At 69.3% G+C, this 16,853-nt stretch carries 16 protein-coding genes and 1 pseudogene; 5 read left to right on the plus strand and 12 right to left on the minus strand.

The window, feature by feature from the left end:
* Window positions 1–2: 2 nt before the first annotated feature.
* The 8 genes from ACWD3C_RS02775 to ACWD3C_RS02810 all read right to left on the minus strand — a co-directional run bounded on the left by ACWD3C_RS02775 (window position 3) and on the right by ACWD3C_RS02810 (window position 11,299).
* A complete protein-coding gene (locus tag ACWD3C_RS02775) occupies window positions 3–806 on the minus strand; it encodes an ABC-2 family transporter protein (RefSeq protein WP_451139322.1) in 804 nt (267 codons plus the stop codon).
* Window positions 806–1,801 (minus strand): ABC transporter ATP-binding protein, encoded by a 996-nt coding sequence (locus ACWD3C_RS02780; protein ID WP_451139324.1) that lies wholly within the window; start codon window positions 1,799–1,801, stop codon window positions 806–808. The genes ACWD3C_RS02775 and ACWD3C_RS02780 overlap by 1 nt, the downstream gene beginning before the upstream one ends.
* Window positions 1,798–4,662 (minus strand): glycoside hydrolase family 2 TIM barrel-domain containing protein, encoded by a 2,865-nt coding sequence (locus ACWD3C_RS02785; RefSeq protein WP_451139326.1) that lies wholly within the window; start codon window positions 4,660–4,662, stop codon window positions 1,798–1,800. Before ACWD3C_RS02785 ends, ACWD3C_RS02780 begins: the two co-directional genes overlap by 4 nt.
* 26 nt (window positions 4,663–4,688) lie before the next feature.
* Entirely contained in the window at window positions 4,689–5,588 is a 900-nt protein-coding gene (locus ACWD3C_RS02790) for a carbohydrate ABC transporter permease (RefSeq protein ID WP_451139328.1), read from the minus strand.
* Complete coding sequence (locus ACWD3C_RS02795; RefSeq protein WP_451139330.1) at window positions 5,585–6,550, minus strand: carbohydrate ABC transporter permease; 966 nt, start codon at window positions 6,548–6,550, stop codon at window positions 5,585–5,587. The genes ACWD3C_RS02790 and ACWD3C_RS02795 overlap by 4 nt, the downstream gene beginning before the upstream one ends.
* Window positions 6,551–6,573: 23 nt before the next feature.
* On the minus strand, window positions 6,574–7,836 hold the full coding sequence (locus ACWD3C_RS02800; protein WP_451139332.1) for an ABC transporter substrate-binding protein: 1,263 nt from the start codon (window positions 7,834–7,836) through the stop codon (window positions 6,574–6,576).
* A gap of 292 nt (window positions 7,837–8,128) precedes the next feature.
* A complete protein-coding gene (locus ACWD3C_RS02805) occupies window positions 8,129–9,997 on the minus strand; it encodes a glycoside hydrolase (RefSeq protein ID WP_451139611.1) in 1,869 nt (622 codons plus the stop codon).
* A 57-nt stretch (window positions 9,998–10,054) separates the two neighbouring features.
* Window positions 10,055–11,299 (minus strand): ROK family transcriptional regulator, encoded by a 1,245-nt coding sequence (locus ACWD3C_RS02810; protein WP_451139334.1) that lies wholly within the window; start codon window positions 11,297–11,299, stop codon window positions 10,055–10,057.
* 205 nt (window positions 11,300–11,504) lie between these two features.
* Between ACWD3C_RS02810 and cutA the strand changes: the two genes are divergently transcribed.
* Entirely contained in the window at window positions 11,505–11,828 is a 324-nt protein-coding gene (cutA, locus tag ACWD3C_RS02815) for a divalent-cation tolerance protein CutA (RefSeq protein WP_451139336.1), read from the plus strand.
* Here the strand turns inward: cutA and ACWD3C_RS02820 are convergent, their stop codons facing one another.
* A complete protein-coding gene (locus ACWD3C_RS02820) occupies window positions 11,829–12,413 on the minus strand; it encodes a hypothetical protein (RefSeq protein WP_451139338.1) in 585 nt (194 codons plus the stop codon).
* A gap of 60 nt (window positions 12,414–12,473) precedes the next feature.
* On the opposite strand from ACWD3C_RS02820, the gene ACWD3C_RS02825 reads away from it, so the two are divergent.
* Genes ACWD3C_RS02825 through ACWD3C_RS02835 form a run of 3 tightly spaced genes read left to right on the plus strand, consistent with a single transcriptional unit; the run spans window position 12,474 to window position 14,295 of the window.
* Window positions 12,474–12,605, plus strand: coding sequence for a hypothetical protein (locus tag ACWD3C_RS02825; RefSeq protein WP_451139340.1), 132 nt, complete (start codon window positions 12,474–12,476; stop codon window positions 12,603–12,605).
* Window positions 12,605–13,171 carry a hypothetical protein gene (locus ACWD3C_RS02830; protein WP_451139613.1) on the plus strand — a complete coding sequence of 189 codons (567 nt, stop codon included), beginning with the start codon at window positions 12,605–12,607 and terminating at the stop codon, window positions 13,169–13,171. The genes ACWD3C_RS02825 and ACWD3C_RS02830 overlap by 1 nt, the downstream gene beginning before the upstream one ends.
* A complete protein-coding gene (locus tag ACWD3C_RS02835) occupies window positions 13,168–14,295 on the plus strand; it encodes a hypothetical protein (RefSeq protein WP_451139342.1) in 1,128 nt (375 codons plus the stop codon). Before ACWD3C_RS02830 ends, ACWD3C_RS02835 begins: the two co-directional genes overlap by 4 nt.
* A 156-nt stretch (window positions 14,296–14,451) precedes the next feature.
* On the opposite strand, the gene ACWD3C_RS02840 is transcribed toward ACWD3C_RS02835, so the two are convergent.
* Entirely contained in the window at window positions 14,452–14,682 is a 231-nt protein-coding gene (locus ACWD3C_RS02840) for a hypothetical protein (RefSeq protein WP_451139344.1), read from the minus strand.
* A gap of 240 nt (window positions 14,683–14,922) precedes the next feature.
* Between ACWD3C_RS02840 and ACWD3C_RS02845 the strand changes: the two genes are divergently transcribed.
* Complete coding sequence (locus ACWD3C_RS02845; RefSeq protein WP_451139346.1) at window positions 14,923–15,399, plus strand: hypothetical protein; 477 nt, start codon at window positions 14,923–14,925, stop codon at window positions 15,397–15,399.
* A 52-nt stretch (window positions 15,400–15,451) separates the two neighbouring features.
* Here ACWD3C_RS02845 and ACWD3C_RS02850 read toward each other — a convergent pair.
* Window positions 15,452–15,640, minus strand: a pseudogene (locus tag ACWD3C_RS02850) (LacI family DNA-binding transcriptional regulator); the annotation flags it as partial.
* 161 nt (window positions 15,641–15,801) lie between these two features.
* Complete coding sequence (locus ACWD3C_RS02855) at window positions 15,802–16,809, minus strand: hydroxyacid dehydrogenase (RefSeq protein ID WP_451139348.1); 1,008 nt, start codon at window positions 16,807–16,809, stop codon at window positions 15,802–15,804.
* Window positions 16,810–16,853: the final 44 nt, after the last annotated feature.

Here is a 16,853-nt window from a genome sequence, read left to right on the forward strand (position 1 = left end):
GCTCAACCCCCCTGCGAGATCACGCGTTGGGCGGCCCGCCGCCACAGCAGTCGGGTGAACAGGGCCAGCAGCAGAATCCAGGCCGCCTGGATCGCCAACTGCGCGCCCGCGTCGGATAGTTCGATGCGGCCCACGTACAGCGACAACGGCACACTCAGCGTCGCCTGGAAGGGGAGGAGGCTGCTGAGGGTGATGAACCAGTCGGGGAAGAACCACAGCGGCGCGTACACCCCGGCCAGCAGGTTCTGCGCGAAGATCAGGATCAGCACCGCGGCGCCGTTGCGGAGTGTGAAGAAGCACAGTTGGTCGATGATGAGCATGACGTAGTACAGGACCCACTGGCCGAGCAGGGCGCTCAGCGCGAACACCCCCGCCACCGCTGCCGACTTCGGAGGCTCCACGATCCCCGTGGCCAGGCACATCCCGTATCCCACCAGCACCCACACCAGCCCGTACAGCTGCTCGCCCAGCGCCCGCAGCGCGTAGTACCGCTGGGGTGACAGGGGGCGCAGGTACCAGTACACGATGGTGCCGAAGTGCATGTGCTGGAGCACGGTGTCCCGGCCCGCGTACTGGTCCAACTCCCGTATTCGGGTGGCCAGTACGGCGAGCACGGCGTACGTGACCGCCTGGTCGCGGTCGAGTCCGGCGGTGGTGCCGGTGTTCGCGTACAGGCCGCGCCACAGCGACCACACCAGCACCACCTGCACGGTCAGGCGGAGGAGCGCGGCGGTCATGCGGGGCGGGTTGTGCAGTTCGCCGAGGGGGGTGACGCGGGCGGCCCGCCAGGCGTGCAGGACGGCCATCAGACCTGCCCCGCCTGGGCGTACGCGGCTCGCATCACGTCCTCCAGCTCCGCCTCGTCGAGGGCGATGTCGGTCACCTCGTACCGCTCGATCACCTGCTTCAGCGCCTGGTGGACCGTCGGGGCGTCGGGGCCGTCCGGGCCGAGGACCAGCTGCCGCCCCTCCCGTCGTACGACCGCGATCCCGGGCCACGGCTCGACCTCGGCGTGCGGATCGGTCAGTGTCGCCCGCACCTGCCAGGTCGAGCCGAACTTGCGGCGGATCTCCTCCAGCGTGCCGTCCAGCATGAGCCGCCCGTGGTTGATGAGGACGACCCGCTCCGCCAGCCGCTCGACCTCCGTCATGTCGTGGGTGGTGAGGAGGACCGTGCGGCCGCGTTGTTCCACCTGGTGGCGCAGGAACTCCCGCACCTGCTCCTTCACCACCACGTCCATGCCGATCGTCGGTTCGTCGAGGAAGACGACCGGCGGGTCGTGCAGCAGGGCCGCCGCCAGGTCGCAGCGCACGCGCTGGCCGAGGGAGAGGTGGCGTACTCGGGTGTCCCAGAAGGAGGAGAGGTCCAGGAGATCGTCGAACTCCCGCAGCCGCGCCGCGTGTTCGGCCTTCGGCACCTCGTAGATGTCCCGCAGGATCGCGAACGACTCGCGCACGGGCAGATCCCACCACAGCTGGGTGCGCTGCCCGAACACCGCGCCGATGTTGCGGGCGTTGCGCTCGCGCTCCCGGTACGGGACGACGCCCGCGACCCGGGCCTCGCCGGAGGTCGGGGTGAGGATGCCGGTGAGCATCTTGATGGTGGTGGACTTGCCGGCGCCGTTCGGGCCGAGCAGGGCGAGGAGTTCGCCGGGGGCCACGTCGAAGGTGATGCCGGAGACGGCGTGCTTGGCCACCCGTTCCGGGTTGACGAGGGAGCGCAGCGCCCCGGCGAAACCGGGGCGCCGCATCGTGGTGTGGAAGGTCCGGGACAGGTCCCGGACCTCGATACTGCCGCTCAATTGGCCTCCGAGAAGATGAAGGAGAATTCGGCGGGCTGTGCGCGCAGGTGGTACTGCGGCAGCGCGCCGGGGCCGCAGGACTGGGAGCCGATGCCCATCTGGCCGTGGTCGAGGTTGACCCAGGTCGTACCGCCGGGCTTCAGGTCCGTCAGGTGCTCGGCCGCGTCGAGCTGTTCGCTCGTCCAGCGCCGGGCGGTGAACCAGAACTCGGGGTCGCCCTCGATACGCAGCCCGCCGATCTCCGCCCAGCGGACGTCGGGCCGGGCGCCGTTCTCCTGGGGGCGCACGTACGGAGTCTGGAGCTCATCCACCGAGGAGCGCCAAAGGCCCAGCATCGACGCCGACTTGGTGTCCGGGTACCCCTCACCGGGGCCGCCGCCGAACCACTTCACCTCACCGGCGGAGGACAGCCCGAAGCGGATGCCGAGCCTCGGCAGCGGCAGCGTCCAGTCGCCCTCGGGCGCCACGGACACCGTCAGCTTCAGCCGCGTCCCGTCCGACGTCCACCGGTACACCGTGCGCAGGCCCACCTCCCAGGCGGCGGGCGCCACTCGGGTCCGTACCGTCAGCGCGTCCTCGCCCAACTCCACCGCGTCCAGCCGGTGTCGCATCCGGTGCAGGCCGAGCTTGCGCCAGAGCAGGCCGTAGCGGGCGTCGGGCTGCCAGGGGGCGCCGGCGTCGTTGTCGGTCGGGGCTCGCCACACGTCCAGGCGCGGCCCGGTCACATCACGTGGGCCGATGGTCTTCAGCGCGCCCGTGCGCACGTCGAAGGTGGCCGGGCCGAGGTAGATCAGCCGCTCGCTCGCCGTGGGCCGGTCACTCGGCGCGACGGACGGCAACGGCCGTTCAATGACCGGGAGTTGGGCCCAGGCCACCTGGTGGTCCTTCTTCCCCCAGGGCGTGTCGTCCGCCAGCAGCGCCCGTACCGTCCACTGCGTCTCACCGCCCCGCCCGTACGACGCCGGCGGCTCCGGCAGCTTCACCTCCGCCGACTCGCCCGGCGCGAGCGCGGGCACCGACAGCGCGCCCGCCTCGACCGTGTCACCGTCCACTTGGTACGACCACTCGAATGCCAGCGCGGAGAGGTCGGCGAAGTCGTACGCGTTCGTCACCCGTACGGTGCCGTCCGCGCCGTCGCCCTCGATGCGGACCGGCTCGATGACCTTCTTGTACTCGACCAGGCCCGGCGAGGGCGTACGGTCCGGGAAGATCAGGCCGTCGCAGACGAAGTTCCCGTCGTGCAGTTCCTCGCCGAAGTCGCCGCCGTACGCGAAGCCGTACCGCTCGTCCTTGATGCCGTGGTCGATCCACTCCCAGATGAAGCCGCCCTGGAGCCGGTCGTACGACTCGAAGAGCCGCTGGTAGTCGGCGAGTCCGCCGGGACCGTTGCCCATGGCGTGGCCGTACTCGCAGAGGATCAGGGGGAGTTGGCGCCGTTTGAGCGTGCCGCCGTCGAGGCCCTGGCCGATGCGCTCGGTCTCGGCGTGGTCGGGGTACATCCGCGAGTACATGTCGCTGTCGCGGCAGTCCCAGTCGCCCTCGTAGTGCACGAGGCGTGAGCCGTCCCGGCCGTGGATCCATTCCGCCATGGCCGTCAGGCCGCGTCCGGAGCCGGCTTCGTTGCCGAGGGACCAGATGACGACCGACGGGTGGTTCTTGTCCCGCTCGACCATGCGGGCCGCCCGGTCGAGCAGCGCCGGGGTCCAGCGGTCGTCGTCGACGGGGTTGTCGCGCCAGGCCTGCTCGGTGAAGCCGTGGGTCTCCAGGTCGCACTCGTCGATGACCCACAGGCCGTACTCGTCGCACAGGTCCAGGAAGGCGGGGTGCGGCGGGTAGTGCGAGGTGCGGACCGCGTTGATGTTGTGCCGCTTCATCAGCAGCACGTCCTGCTCCATGGTCTCCAGGTCCAGGGCGCGGCCCTGCTCCGGGTGCCACTCGTGGCGGTTGACCCCCTTGAACAGGATCGGCCTGCCGTTGACCTTGATCAGGCCGTCCGACAGTTCCACGGTCCGGAAGCCGATGCGCAACGGCACCCGCTCGCCCTCCGTGGCCAGCACACCGTCGTACAGCTGCGGCGTCTCGGCGGTCCACGGCCGCACCGGCACGGTCACGGACTCGCCGGTCGCGACATCGATGTCCAGGGCGGGCACGGTGACCCGGCCGTCGACGTCGGAGTCGACGCGCAGGGTGCCCTCACCGGCGACGTGGTCGTACGAGGCGTGCACGAAGAAGTCGAGGGCGCTGCTTGCCGGGCGGTGCAGCAGCGTCACGTCACGGAAGATGCCGGGCAGCCACCACTGGTCCTGGTCCTCCAGGTACGAGCCCGCCGACCACTGGTGGACCCGGACGGCGAGCACGTTCCCGGCCGGCTTCAGCAGATGCCCCACCGTGAACTCGTGCGGCAGCCGGGAGCCCTTGAACTCGCCGATGTCCCTGCCGTTGAGCCAGACGCGGGCACAGGACTCGACCCCGTCGAAGCGGATGACGGCCCCGCCGTCCGAGGGCCAGTCGGACGGCAGGTCGAAGACCCGCAGGTGGTCACCGGTCGGGTTCTCCGTCGGCACCCGGGGCGGGTCCACCGGAAAGGGGTAGAGGTGGTTGGTGTAGATGGGCGCACCGTGCCCCTGGAGCACCCAGTGACCCGGGACCGGGATCTCCGCCCAGCCCCCGGCGTCGTACCCCTCCGCGGCGAAGGAGTCGTCCTCGGCGTCGGCGGTCGCGGACAGCCGGAAGCGCCAGCTGCCGTTCAGCGACAGCGATACGGCGTCGGAGGCTGCGTACCACGCGCGTGGCGGCAGCGCACCGCTCCCGGGTGAGACGTCCTCGACGTAATCGACGATGGTGGTGGTGCGGAAAGACATCGGTCTCCAGGTCTTGAAAGAAGGCGTCAGCCCTTGATGCCGGTCTGTGCGATCCCCTGCACCAGCCAGCGCTGCAGGAACAGGAACACGAACACCAGGGGCAGGATGGAAATGGCCGTGGCCATGAACATCAGATGGAAGTTGACGGTCTGGTTGGTCATGTACGAGGAGAGCGCCACCTGAACGGTCCACGCGCTCGGGTCCTGGCCGATCACCAGTGGCCAGAGGAAGGCGTTCCAGCCGCTGATGAAGGTGATCGTGGCGATCGCGGCGAAGAAGTTCAGGGAGTTCGGCACGACGACACGCCAGTACGCACCCCAGTAGCCGAGTCCGTCCACCCGTGCCGCCTCCTCCAGCTCCTTCGGGAACCCCAGGAAGTACTGCCGGAACAGGAAGCAGGTGAAACCACTGAAGAGCCCCGGGATGATGAGACCCCGGTAGGTGTCCACCCAGCCCAGCGACGAGACCAGCACGAAGCTGGGGACGAAGGTGACGGCGGTCGGGACCATCAGGGTCCCCAGGACGGCGTAGAAGACCTTGTTGGCGTGCTTGTAGGGGATGCGAGCCAGGCCGTATCCGGCGAGGGAGGCGACCAGCAGGGTGCCGATGGTGTGCAGGACGCCGATGATCGCCGAGTTCCACAGGGAGCGGGCGAAGTCGACGGTCGTGTCGCTGAACGGCTCGGTGATGTTGCCCCACTGGATGTCGGTGGGGAAGAACTGCCAGTCCGCGCCCGTGATCTCGGCGTCGGTGGAGAGAGCGTTGCGGAGGATCAGGTAGAAGGGGACGAGGAAGAGGACGGCCGCGACGGCGGTGGCGCAGTAGAGACCGGCCGAGCCGATGACGCCGCCGCGGCGGACGCGACGGGGCTTGGCGGGTTTCCGTACCTCGGGAGTTTTCCGTACCTCGCCAGTGGTGGTGGTCACTTGGTCTGCTCACCCCTTCCGAAGCCCATGATCCTGCCCTGGAGCAGGGTGACGACGCAGATCAGCAGGGTCAGGATCATCGCGCCCGCGCTTCCGGCGCCGTAGTCCTGGTTCTCGCCGAGGGCCGTCTCGTACAGCTCGACCAGCGGTGGACGGCCCCATGTGGTTCTCGACAGCAGGTTGAAGAACTCGTCGAAGGCCTGGAACGCCTGCACCAGGAGCAGCAGGATCACGGCCGTCGACGTGGCACGCAGCTGTGGCAGCGTGATGTACCAGAAGGTCTGCCGGCCCGGCTTCGCCCCGTCGATGGCGGCGGCCTCGTACAGGTTCTGCGGGATGTTCTGCAGGGCCGCCAGGAACAGGATCATGAAGAACCCGGCCTGGAGCCACAGCCGTACGGTCACGATGACCAGCCAGTACCAGGGCGGACTGGGGCTGGCCAGCCAGGCGATGCTGTCGATGCCGAACCAGCCGAGGACGGTGTTCATCAGGCCGAAGCGGACGCCGCTGAAGAGCGACATCTTCCAGATGAGCGCGGCGGCGACATAGCTCACGGCGGTGGGCAGGAAGAAGACCGAGCGGAAGAAGGCCCGCATGAACCGCAGCCGGTTCACCATCAGTGCCAGCCCCAGCGAGAGGGCCCAGGTGGTGGGCACGATGAACGCGGCGAAGACGGTGAAGGTGACCAGCGAGTCGGTGAAGCCCTCGTCGCTCAGCATGAACCGGTAGTTGTCGAAGCCGATGAACTCGCTCGGCGTGACCGTGAACCGGGCGTCGAAGAAGGAGAGCCAGAGGCTCCAGCCGATCGGGATGTAGACGAAGACGGCCAGTCCGATGAGGAACGGGCCGGTGAAGAGCCAGAAGTTGGCGGTGGGATTGCCCCGCAGCCGCCGCCGCGGCCGGGCCTGGGGGGCCTCGGCCGGGGCGGGGCTCGTGACACCGCGCTCGGTGGTGGTCGACATGTCGTGGTTACCTGTCCGACGGCCTAACCGAAGAGCTTCTTGAGCTCGCGGTTGATCTTGCCGTCGGCCTTGTCGAGCGCGGCCTCCGGGTCCCCCTCCTGGCGGACGCAGTCGGCGATGACGTCCTCGGTCGCGTCGATCATGCCCTGGGTGAAGCCGATGTTGTCGAAGTGGCCGTACTCACTGAAGAGCTGCACGCCCTCGGCCGGCAGACCCGACTTGAGCGCGTCGGCGGACTCGGCGATCGAGGTGCGCGGCGGGATGTGGAAACCGTAGGAGAGCGCCCAGTCCTCCTGGTACTCCTTCTGGTCGATCCACAGCCACTTCACGTATTCCTTGGCCTCGTCGACTCTGTCGCCCTTGGCGTTGACGAACATCGACCAGCCGCCGTTGTAGACCGAGGGCTTGCCGTCGTCCGTGACCTTCGGGAACGGGAAGATCCCGAGGTCGTCACCGAACGCCTCCAGCATCTGCGGCATCGCCCACATGCCGCACCACTGGATGGCGGTCAGGCCCTGGATGAGCGAGGACGGGTCCCAGGCGTCGGCCGGGGCGCCGACGAGGAGGTCGCCGCTGGTGAACAGCCCGCGCAGCTTGACCAGACCTTCCTTGACCCCCTCGGTGTGGTAGGCGATCTCGTTGTTCTCGTCGAGCGTGTCGGCGCCGGCCGCCCAGATCATCGGACGGACGATCTGGTGCAGTTCGTTGCCGAGGAAGACACCCTTCATGTCGTCGGTGGCGAGCTTGGCGGCGGCCTCGATCAGCTCGTCGAGCGTGGTCGGGACGTCGACGCCGGCGTCCTCCAGCAGCGACTTCCGGTAGAAGAAGAACTGCGGGTCGTCGATCATCCGGACGCCGTATATCTTCCCGTCGACCGTGTGCGAGGTGATGTCGGCCGGGTTGAAGTCGTCCTTGACCGGGTCGATGATGTCGGTCAGGTCCGCCACCTGGCCGCTCTGGACCAGCTGGATCTGCGGATGGAACTCGAACAGGTCCGGGGCCTTGTCCGTCAGCAGCGAGGAAAACAGCTTGCTCTCGAAGTTGTCGCCGGTGATCCACTGCGTGGACACGTTGGCCCCGTCGTAGGCGGCCGCGTACTTCTTGATGGCCTGCTCGGTCCCGGCCTCTCCGTACGCGTGGAAGTACTGCACCAGGGTGTCACCCGAACTGCCGCCTCCACGCCCGTTGTTGCTGCCGCACGCGGCCAGCGGGCCCATGGCGGCCAGGCCCAGCGCGGTGCGCAGGAGGGTTCGGCGGTTCCAGTTACTGCTGCTCATTGCCGACATGCTGACGTCCTTGTCCCTGAGTACGGCTACGGCTCTACGGCTCGGCGCCGGTTGGCTGAAACGGCGGTGCGGTGCGGGACGTTAACCTTCGGCTAAGGCTTCGGCAAGGGGTTGGACGAAGTCTGCTCGAAGCGTTGTGTCCGGTTCGGAATGACGAACAACGGTGCAAGGCAAGGGAGTTGTGAGACGGAAGAGGAGTGAGGGGCGGGGGAGGGGGGAAGAGGGCCGCCGGGTCAGGGGCCGACGGCCCTCGCTCATGGGGGCGCCCCGTGCATGGACGCCCTGGGGGTGGCTACCGCCTGGACCAGGCCTGGTTGGCCCCCGCGTTGCAGGTCCACAGGCCCACCCGGCTGCCGTCGGCCGTGGCCTGACCGCCCACGTCCAGGCACTTCCCGGACGCCTCACTGACGATCTGCCCGTTGGCGTTCAGCAGCCACCGCTGGTCGGCGGCGGCCGTGCAGTCGGCCGTGGCGAGACCCGAAGTCCCCGCCGTCAGGCACCCGTTCGCGCCCTTGAGGGTACCGTTCGCCGCGTACGACCAGTCCTGCGCGTCCTCACCCGTGCAGGTGGCGATCGCGGTGCCCGACGCGTCCGCCGTCAGGCACTTGCCGGACTGCTCGCCCTGCCAGGCACCCGTCACGGCCGAGGTGTCACGGCCCTTCTGGTCGAAGACGTACGTCGTGATGGAGCGCGGGGCCAGCGTCGCGGTGGCCGTCGAACCGCGCCGCACCGCCGGCTTGGCGACCTTCGCCCAGTCCTCGGTGGCGGAGGTGCGCACGGCCTGCCCGGCCCTCACCGGGGACTTGCTGTTGAAGTGCAGACTGAGCGGCGTCTCGGTGGAGTTGTGGTTGTTCACCACGACGACCCACTTGCCCTTGCTGTCGTACGTCGAGACCTCGACGCCCTCCGGCGCGCCCGTCACGTTGTGCGCGACCGAGCCCGGCTTCACGAACTTGCTGTACTGGCCGAGCGCGTAGTACCGCTTGGTGAAGTACAGGGTCTGGTTGCCGTTGGTGGCGTAGTCGGGGTCGTAGTAGATCAGCCCGTCGTTCCAGCCGTCGTCGTTCCGCGCGTACGGGTCGGTGCCGATCATCTCGGAGAGGGCGACCCACCACTGGAACGCCGAGTCGTGCGCGGTCGCGAAGTCCCTGTACATGATCCGGGACAGGTTCAGACCACCGTCGATGGTCGGGTCGTACTCCTTGGCCCAGCCCGTGCCACCCTGCCCGAAGCAGCAGATCTCGGTGGACCAGGACGGCTTGCCGATCGCCTTCGACGTCTCGTGGATCTTCGCCCGCTGGTCGTCACCGGGGTTGTTGTACGTGTGGTGGGCGAGCCTGTCGACGTACTGGGCCGTGCCCGGCTGCGTGATCCACTCCGGGAGCTCGGTGTTGAACTGCACCGTGCTGCTGGACTCGTCGGCGATGATGCCGGTCTTCTGCCCGCGCGCCCGCTGCTCGGCGCCGAGCGCCCGCACGATGTCGTCGCGCTGGTCGACGGGGACGAGCATGCCCTCCTGGCCGCACTCCTCGAAGCTGTTCGTCGGCTCGTTGAAGGGGCTGATGTAGGCGAACTTCGCGCCCCGCTCGGCGAAGTGGTCGGTCACGTCGGCGATGTAGCCGGCGAAGTCCTCCGTGTTCTCCGCCTTCAGATACCCGCCGCAGCTCTGCCCGTTGGTCTTCCACTCGGCGGGCGCGCTGTTCACGAACGCGATCAGATCCTCGACACCGTACGCGGCCGCGTACTTCAGGAACGTACGGCCGCCCTTGTCCCTGCGCCAGTCGTACGTGCCGTCGTCGTCGAGGAAGTCCTCGGGCGCGCGGGACGGAGTGGTGACGGCCGTACCGCCACCGCCGATGTTGTAGCGGTAGGAGCTGAGATCCAGGCCCTTCCGGGAGAACAGCAGCTTCGCCACCCGGGCCTGGACCCTCGGGTGGAATTTCGTGAGGTCGTTGACCCACCAGGCACCGGACGCGCCGATGTTCTCGATGGTCTGGGCCGCGTGCGGGGAGACCTCGGCGGCCACGGGGTCGGCGGCGCTCGCGGGCGGGGCGGACAGGAGAGGAACCGTGACGGCGAGCGTGGCGGCGGCCGTCAGCGTCAGGCGGAGGGATCTCCTGGTGGGGGTGGGGGAGTTGGTGCGCGGGCGTGGCATGTGCATCCCTTCCGTCGTCATGAAGGTGGTGCGGTACGGCTCGTGCGTCGTTGCGGAGGCGCCTTACGCGGATGGTGCGGTACGGCTCCTCGTGGGGGTCGCGCGTCGGGTGGGCCGCTGGCTGATCGAGGAGAGCGCGCCTTCCAGGGCGAAGGTCGCGGCTCCCAGGCACACCGGGTCGGTGGGAATGGCGGACAGGACGATCTCGGTGGCGGCCAGCGGACGTCCGAGCGCGTGCCGGGCGACCGCTTCACGGACCTCGCCCAGCAGCGGCTCGCCGAGCGTGGCCGCGACCCAGCTGCTGAGCACGACCACCTCGGGGTTCAGGAGATTCACCAGGTCCGCGATGCCGGCGCCCAGATAGCGGGCCGTGTCGCGGACGACCTTGAGGGCCACCGGGTCCCGCGCGGCGACCCCGCGGGCCAGCGCGTCGATGGTGGCGGTCTGGTCCTCGGGGTGCAGCAGGCTGCTCCGGGGGCTCAACTCCCGCAGGTTCAGCATGATTCCGGGCGCGCCGACGTACGTCTCCACACACCCGTGGTTGCCGCAGTGACACAGCCGCCCGTCGAGTACGAGGGTGGTGTGCCCCCACTCACCGGCGCTGTTGCTGACCCCGCGGTGCAGCCCGCCGCCGAGCACGAGCCCGGCTCCGACCCCCGTGCCGAGGTTGACCACGACCGTGTCCCCGCGCCCACGGGCGGCACCGAACCACATCTCGGCGACCGCGCAGGCGCGCAGCGGATTGTCCATGTACAGCGGGTACGCGATGTGCTCGGCGAGCAGGTCGAGCAACGGCACCTCGTGCCAGTCCCAGTTCGGCGCGTACTCGGAGATGCCGGTGGCCCGGTCCACCTGACCCGGCACGCTCACCCCGACGCCGAGCACGCGCGCGCCCTCGACCCCGGCCTGCGTGACCACCGCCCCGACGGCCGCGGCGACATGGCCGACTACCTGCTCCGGGCGGCTCTCACCGGGGCGCATGTCCTCGTCGGCCCGGGCCAGCACGTTCAGCGCCAGGTCGAACAGCTCGACCCTGACGTAAGTCTCCGCGATGTCCACGCCGATCAGCGCGCCGCCCGACGTGTTGACGGCCACGAGACCCCGTGGGCGGCCACCCGCCGAGTCCTCGAACCCGACCTCGGTGATCATCCGGAGGTCGAGCAGCTCACCGACGAGCGTGGCTACCGTGGCGAGGCTCAGCCCCGTCGCAGCCGCGAGCTCCTGCCGGGACGTGGGCGACTCGGCGATGATCTGGCGCAGCACCTCGTAGCGGTTCGCGGTGCGGATATCCCGTGAGGTGCGCTTCACCGACGACACGTTCCCCGACCCCTCTCAGGCCATGACGAGGCCCTTCGGCCCCGGCGCGGCGCAAGGCTATGGCCTGGTGGGGGTTTCGACAAGGGGTTAGGAAAGGGGGTTTATAAAGTCGGGGCGACCGCGGCGGTGGCTGGGGCAGTTGGCCGGCGGGCGTTGCGGGTACGTTCCTGGCATCCGCATTCCGAGGAGAACACCTGTGGCTGACCACCTGACCGTACTCACGACGACGGACAGCGCCGAGAGGGCTCAGACGCTGGCCACCAGCGCCGTTGACGCCGGCGTGGCGGCCTGTGCGCAGATCGACGGGCCGATCACCAGCGTCTACCGGTGGGAGGGCGAGGTACAGACCGACCAGGAGTGGCGAGTGCTGTACAAGACAACCGCCGAGCGGTACGCGGAGCTGGAGGCGCACATCAAGAGCGTCCACGACTACGACACCCCGGAGATCATCGCGACGCCGGTCACTCACGGGAGCGACGCGTACCTGTCGTGGGTGACGGAGGAGACGGCCAAGGGCTGATCAGGCGGCGAGTGCGGTGCGGATGTCGTCGGCGAGGTCTCGTGCCTCGCTGTGCTGCGGGGGCAGGAGTTCGGCGAATGAGGCCAGGCGCTTCCGTCCCGGGGTTGTTGGCGCGGTCGTCGCGGCATCCACGAAGCGGCGCCCCACTTCGACGCCCTGGTCCACGTCACCCGACACCACGTAGCCGGTGGCCGCGTCCGACAAGGCTGCGATCGACAGCATCGAGTCGTCGTCGCCGAGGTGGGCGAGGGCGTCCTGTGCGGTCTGCTCAAGGTCGCGGTGGTGCAGCCGCGCGTAGGTGGAGACCATCAGGGAGTACATACGGGGGCGTTGGCAGAAGCGGACCCATGCCTGTTCGTCATCGGGGTTGGCGTAGTCGAACGCCGTGGTGGCCCGGTCGAGGGACCGCACCGAGCCTTCCCGGTCACCAAGGGCGGCGGCTTCTTCGGCATCACGCCCGGCGAGCCAGGCACGTGCGGTGGCGTATCCGAGCCCACGTACATGCTCCTGCGCGGCGGCAAGCATCTCCCGGGCCTTGTCCCCTTCCACCGCGTAGGAGGCGTAGCCCATGGCCAGTGCCGCCACCGCCGGGTGTCCGGCCTCGCGGCCCGCTAGAGCGGCCGTCTTGCTGGGGACTGCCAGGCCGTGGTGATCGCCGTGCGCGCCCGCTTCACCAACACCCACACCACGGACGTACGCATGGCCGGAGCACAGTCCAACGCACCCGTGATCCGCGCCCTCGGCACCGCGCTGCGCGCTACACCGGCACAGTGCTGATGGTCACCAACCCGGTGGACCTGATGACCCGCCTGTTCGCCGAAGCCTCCGGCTGCAACCGGGTGTTCGGCATCGGCTCCCATCTGGACAGCGCCCGCTACCGCCTCACCCTGGCCCGCCTGTTGGACGTACCGCTGGACGCGGTGCATGGCCATGTGATGGGCGAGCACGGGGACGCCGCCGTGGTGTGCGTCTCGGCCACCACGGTCAACGGGCGGCCTCTGCCCGTCCCCCTCCAGGAGGTACGCGACGAGCTGACCACCCGACCGAAACGGATCAACGCCGGAATCGGCCGAACACGGTCCGGCCCGGCCGGCGCCGTCGTCTCCACGCTGCGCCTGACGCTCGGCGTGGACGACGGCCTGACCGAGTTGTCCGCGCCGTACCGGGACGGGTGGCTGGGAATTCCGTTGCGGTTCACCACGGGGCGTCCCCTACCGTGCCTACCTGCCCTGGACGCCACAGAGGCCCGCCAACTGGAGGCCGCCCACAACAAACTCCGCGCCGCCTACAGGATGTTGCGCGGCACCCCATCCAGTCCGCTTCCGACCGTGAGGAGCCTGTGACCACCTACGCCACCCGTCTGGACGCCGCCGATGTGTCCGTGTCCATCGTCTCCTCCACCCAGGCCGTCACCGACTGGTGCCGCCGCTACGTCGGGCCGTGGTGGAACGCCATGGAGGTGCCACCCGGGAGTGTCTGCGCGTCCCCGCTGGTCGTCGCCGACGTGGCCCCCCAGCAGTACGCGGACCTGGCGCTGGCGGTGAGCCAATCCCCCCACACGAGCACCACGTATGCCAGGACGCACACTCTGGTGGCCTGCGACGAGGCCGAGAGCGTCATCACAGCCGTTTCCCCGGAACAGTGCCTGGCATACAGGTGGGAGACCGTCACCGGGCGGCTGACCATCTACGGGTGCGATACCGAACCGGTGGCCACGGCCACCGCCCGCCTGGCGCGGGAGACCATGCGCGGGCTGCTCCTGCGCTCCGGTTGGGCCGTGCTCCATGCCTCCGCCGTCGCCCTGGACGGGCGGGTGATCCTGACGTTCGGGTCCAAGGGCGCGGGCAAGACCAGCACCGCCGTGGCGCTGGCCGCCCGCCATGCCTGGGAGCTGCTGGCCAACGACCGCGTTTTCGTCCGCCCCAACTCTGCCGGAGGCGTGGACGTGCTGCCTTGGCCCGCAGCCGCCGCCCTGGGCTTGGGGCTGCTGGATGCTTTGGGGTGGTTCGACGTGACCAGGGAACGGCTGGAGGCCGGGGAGTCCTTGCATCCCACCCAGGACCAGCGGGTGACGGACGCGTTGCTGGCCGGTCGGCGCGAACCGCTGTGGGACGGCAAGCGGGAGCTGAAAGCGCAGGTCTTCCCCGATCAGTTCCCGGCCTGGTTCGGCCTGGACCTTGCCATCGGCGGGCAGGCGGCCGCGCTGCTGTTCCCGCGTATCGAGCCCGGCGCAGCGCCGACCCTGGACGAGGAGGGTCGGAGACTGGGTGAAGGCGACTTCATGAACGGGAAGACCGAGGACCGCTACCCCGACGTGTTCGGGCTCGTACGCGTCGATGGCGGCGGCACCGCCGAGGCCCGCCAGGCAGTCACCCAGCGCCTGGTCGAGCTGCCCCACCACGCCATGGTCCTGGGGCACGACGTGGCCGCGAACGCCGACTTCCTGGTGAAGCTCGCCGCCGGGTAGGTGCCGAGCACACGGCAGCGGGAGTGTGACAGTCTTCCGAAGACTGTCACACTCCCGCTGCGTACTCCTGCCCGGCGGATCCGCCAAAGGTTGTGGGACGGCGGGGGCGAACAACTCCCGTACGAGACGCCCGATGCCACCAGGCTGAAGTTCGCCTCAGCCCCCGAGCACGCCGCGCACGAACGCGTTCCGGAACTTCTCCACCGGATCCAGCTCATCCGCCAGCCCCCGGAACGCCCCCAGCCGCGGATACCGCCCCGCACCACCCCCGCCGGTACCGCGACCTTCCCCCAATGCGGCCGTGCCTCCAAGGACTCCAGTGCCGCCTCCACCCGCCTCGCGGAATGGGCCCTCGGCGATGATGTCGAAGCGCTGGCCTCCGGACATGCGAAACAGCGGGCGTTGGTCGTCTTGGACCCGGCAGTCGGCCATCTCGCGGCCGGGAGAGTCGAGGCCGTATTCGCCCTTGCATCCAGGGCATTGGATACAGGACTCCAGTACCGTTCCGGCCGGATCGTAGAGCGCTCACGCGCGGTGCGCCGGTCACTGTCGCTGACGTCACCGCCCAAGGTGGTGCGTGACTTCGATGAACGCTTTCACGGCGTCTACCTGTAGGAGGAAGCGTCCATGCGCGTCGGGATCACCGGGCACCGGGGGCTGAGCCGAGACGTTGAGCAGCAGGTTCGGCAGCTTCTCGAAGGGGCCATTCGCGAGTTCGATGCAACCGAGTTGGTCGGCATCTCGTGCATCGCGGACGGTCCGGATGCGTGGTTCGCTGAGGCCGTACTCAAGCACGGGGGAAGCCTCGAAATCGTCGTTCCCGCCGAGCAGTACCGCGAGAGCCTCTCGGAAAGCCACTGGCCGGTCTATGACGAGCTGATGCGTCATGCGGCAGAAGTGCACCACACCGGTATGAAAGCGTCGGACTCTCAGGCGCACATGGCGGGCAGTGAGATCCTTGTCGGACTGGCCGACGAACTGTTCGCCGTGTGGGACGGGAACCCGGCGTGGGGATACGGCGGTACTGCCGACGTGGTGTCCTACGCCCAGCGGATTGGGGTCCCGGTGCGCGTGTTGTGGCCGGAGGGCGCGACGCGTGAGTAAGCGGCTTCGTCGTGGGCCTCAGGCGAAGAGGCTGATCGGGGTGCCGGAACGGTGCTGCTGCGCCGGTCACGTAGTCCAGTTCGCGCATGGCCTTGAGGACCTTGGCGCGGGTGGTGGCGGCGACCGGGTAGGTGCCGCCGAGGACGCGGGAGACGGTCGAGGCGGAGACGCCGGCCCGTGCGGCGACGTCCCGTACCGTCGAGGCGTCCCTGCCCGCTTCGGAGTCCGTCTTCTTCGCCACCGGCCGGCTCCCCTTCCCGGGATCGCGCAGGTCACCTTACGAGACGGCCCGGAAGCCCCGCGCCGTGGTCTCCTGCCACATCTCCCGTCGTACGAGCATCACCACAGATCACGGCGCCGACTCCCGCTCGCGCTCCGGCGCGTGGGCGGCGGCTGCGCCGGTCATGCCATGCGCTCCAGTACGGCACGGTCGATCGCGTGCGCCAACTCCCGTCCGGTGAGCAGCCGTTCGGCCTCCTCCGCGATCGCACGCCCGAGCCGGGCCAGCTCGTTGCCCTGGGAACCGGCGAGATGCGGGGTCATGAAGACGTTCGGCAGGTCGAAGAGCGGGGAGTCGGAGGGCAGCGGCTCGGGGTCGGTCACGTCGAGGATCGCGCTGATCCGCCCGGCGCGCAGCTCCTCGATGAGGGCGTCGTGGTCGATGAGGGCGCCGCGGGCGGTGTTGATGAGGGCCGATCCGTCGGGCATCAGGGCGAGTTCGCGGCGGCCGACGAGGTGGCGGGTCTCCGGGGTGTCCGGGGCGTGGACGGTGACGATGTCGGAGGTGCGCAGCAGTTCGTCCAGCGGCAGGAGCCGGACGCCGAGCGCGGCGGCCTCCTCCTCGTCGACGTACGGGTCGGCGAGGCTCACCCGCAGGTCGAAGGGGCGCAGTAACTCGATCAGGCGGCGGCCGATGCGGGAGGCGCCGATGACGCCGACGCGTCGGCCGTAGTTCCCGATGCCGGGGACGAGTCCCCAGCCGGGGAAGGTACGTTCGGCCCTCAGCCGCTCGCGGTACGCGAAGAGGTCCTTGCCCGCGAGCAGGATCATGGCGAGCGTGTACTCGGCGACGGGCCGCGCGTTGGCGCCCGCCGCGGAGGAGACGGTGATCCCCCGCTCCCAGACCGCGGGTGTGGTGAAGCTCTTCACCGAGCCCGCCGAGTGCAGGACCGTGCGCAGCCTGGGCGCCGCGTCGAGAACCGTCTCGTCGAGGGCCGGGCAGCCCCAGCCGGTGACGAGGACTTCCACCTCTGCGAGCACCTTCCGCACACGGGGGTCGGCGAAGTCCTCGGCCACCACAGCGGGATCGATTTCTACGGCGCCACACAGGCTCGCCAGGACATCCGGCGGGAAGATCTGGGGAACGTTCTCGGCGGTCATGGCGAAGAGAGCCAGGGGGCGCTCGGTCAAGGAAGTGACCTTCCGCATCGGCGAATTGGGGACAGCAACCGGTC

This window comes from Streptomyces sp. NPDC002845 (assembly GCF_053591955.1).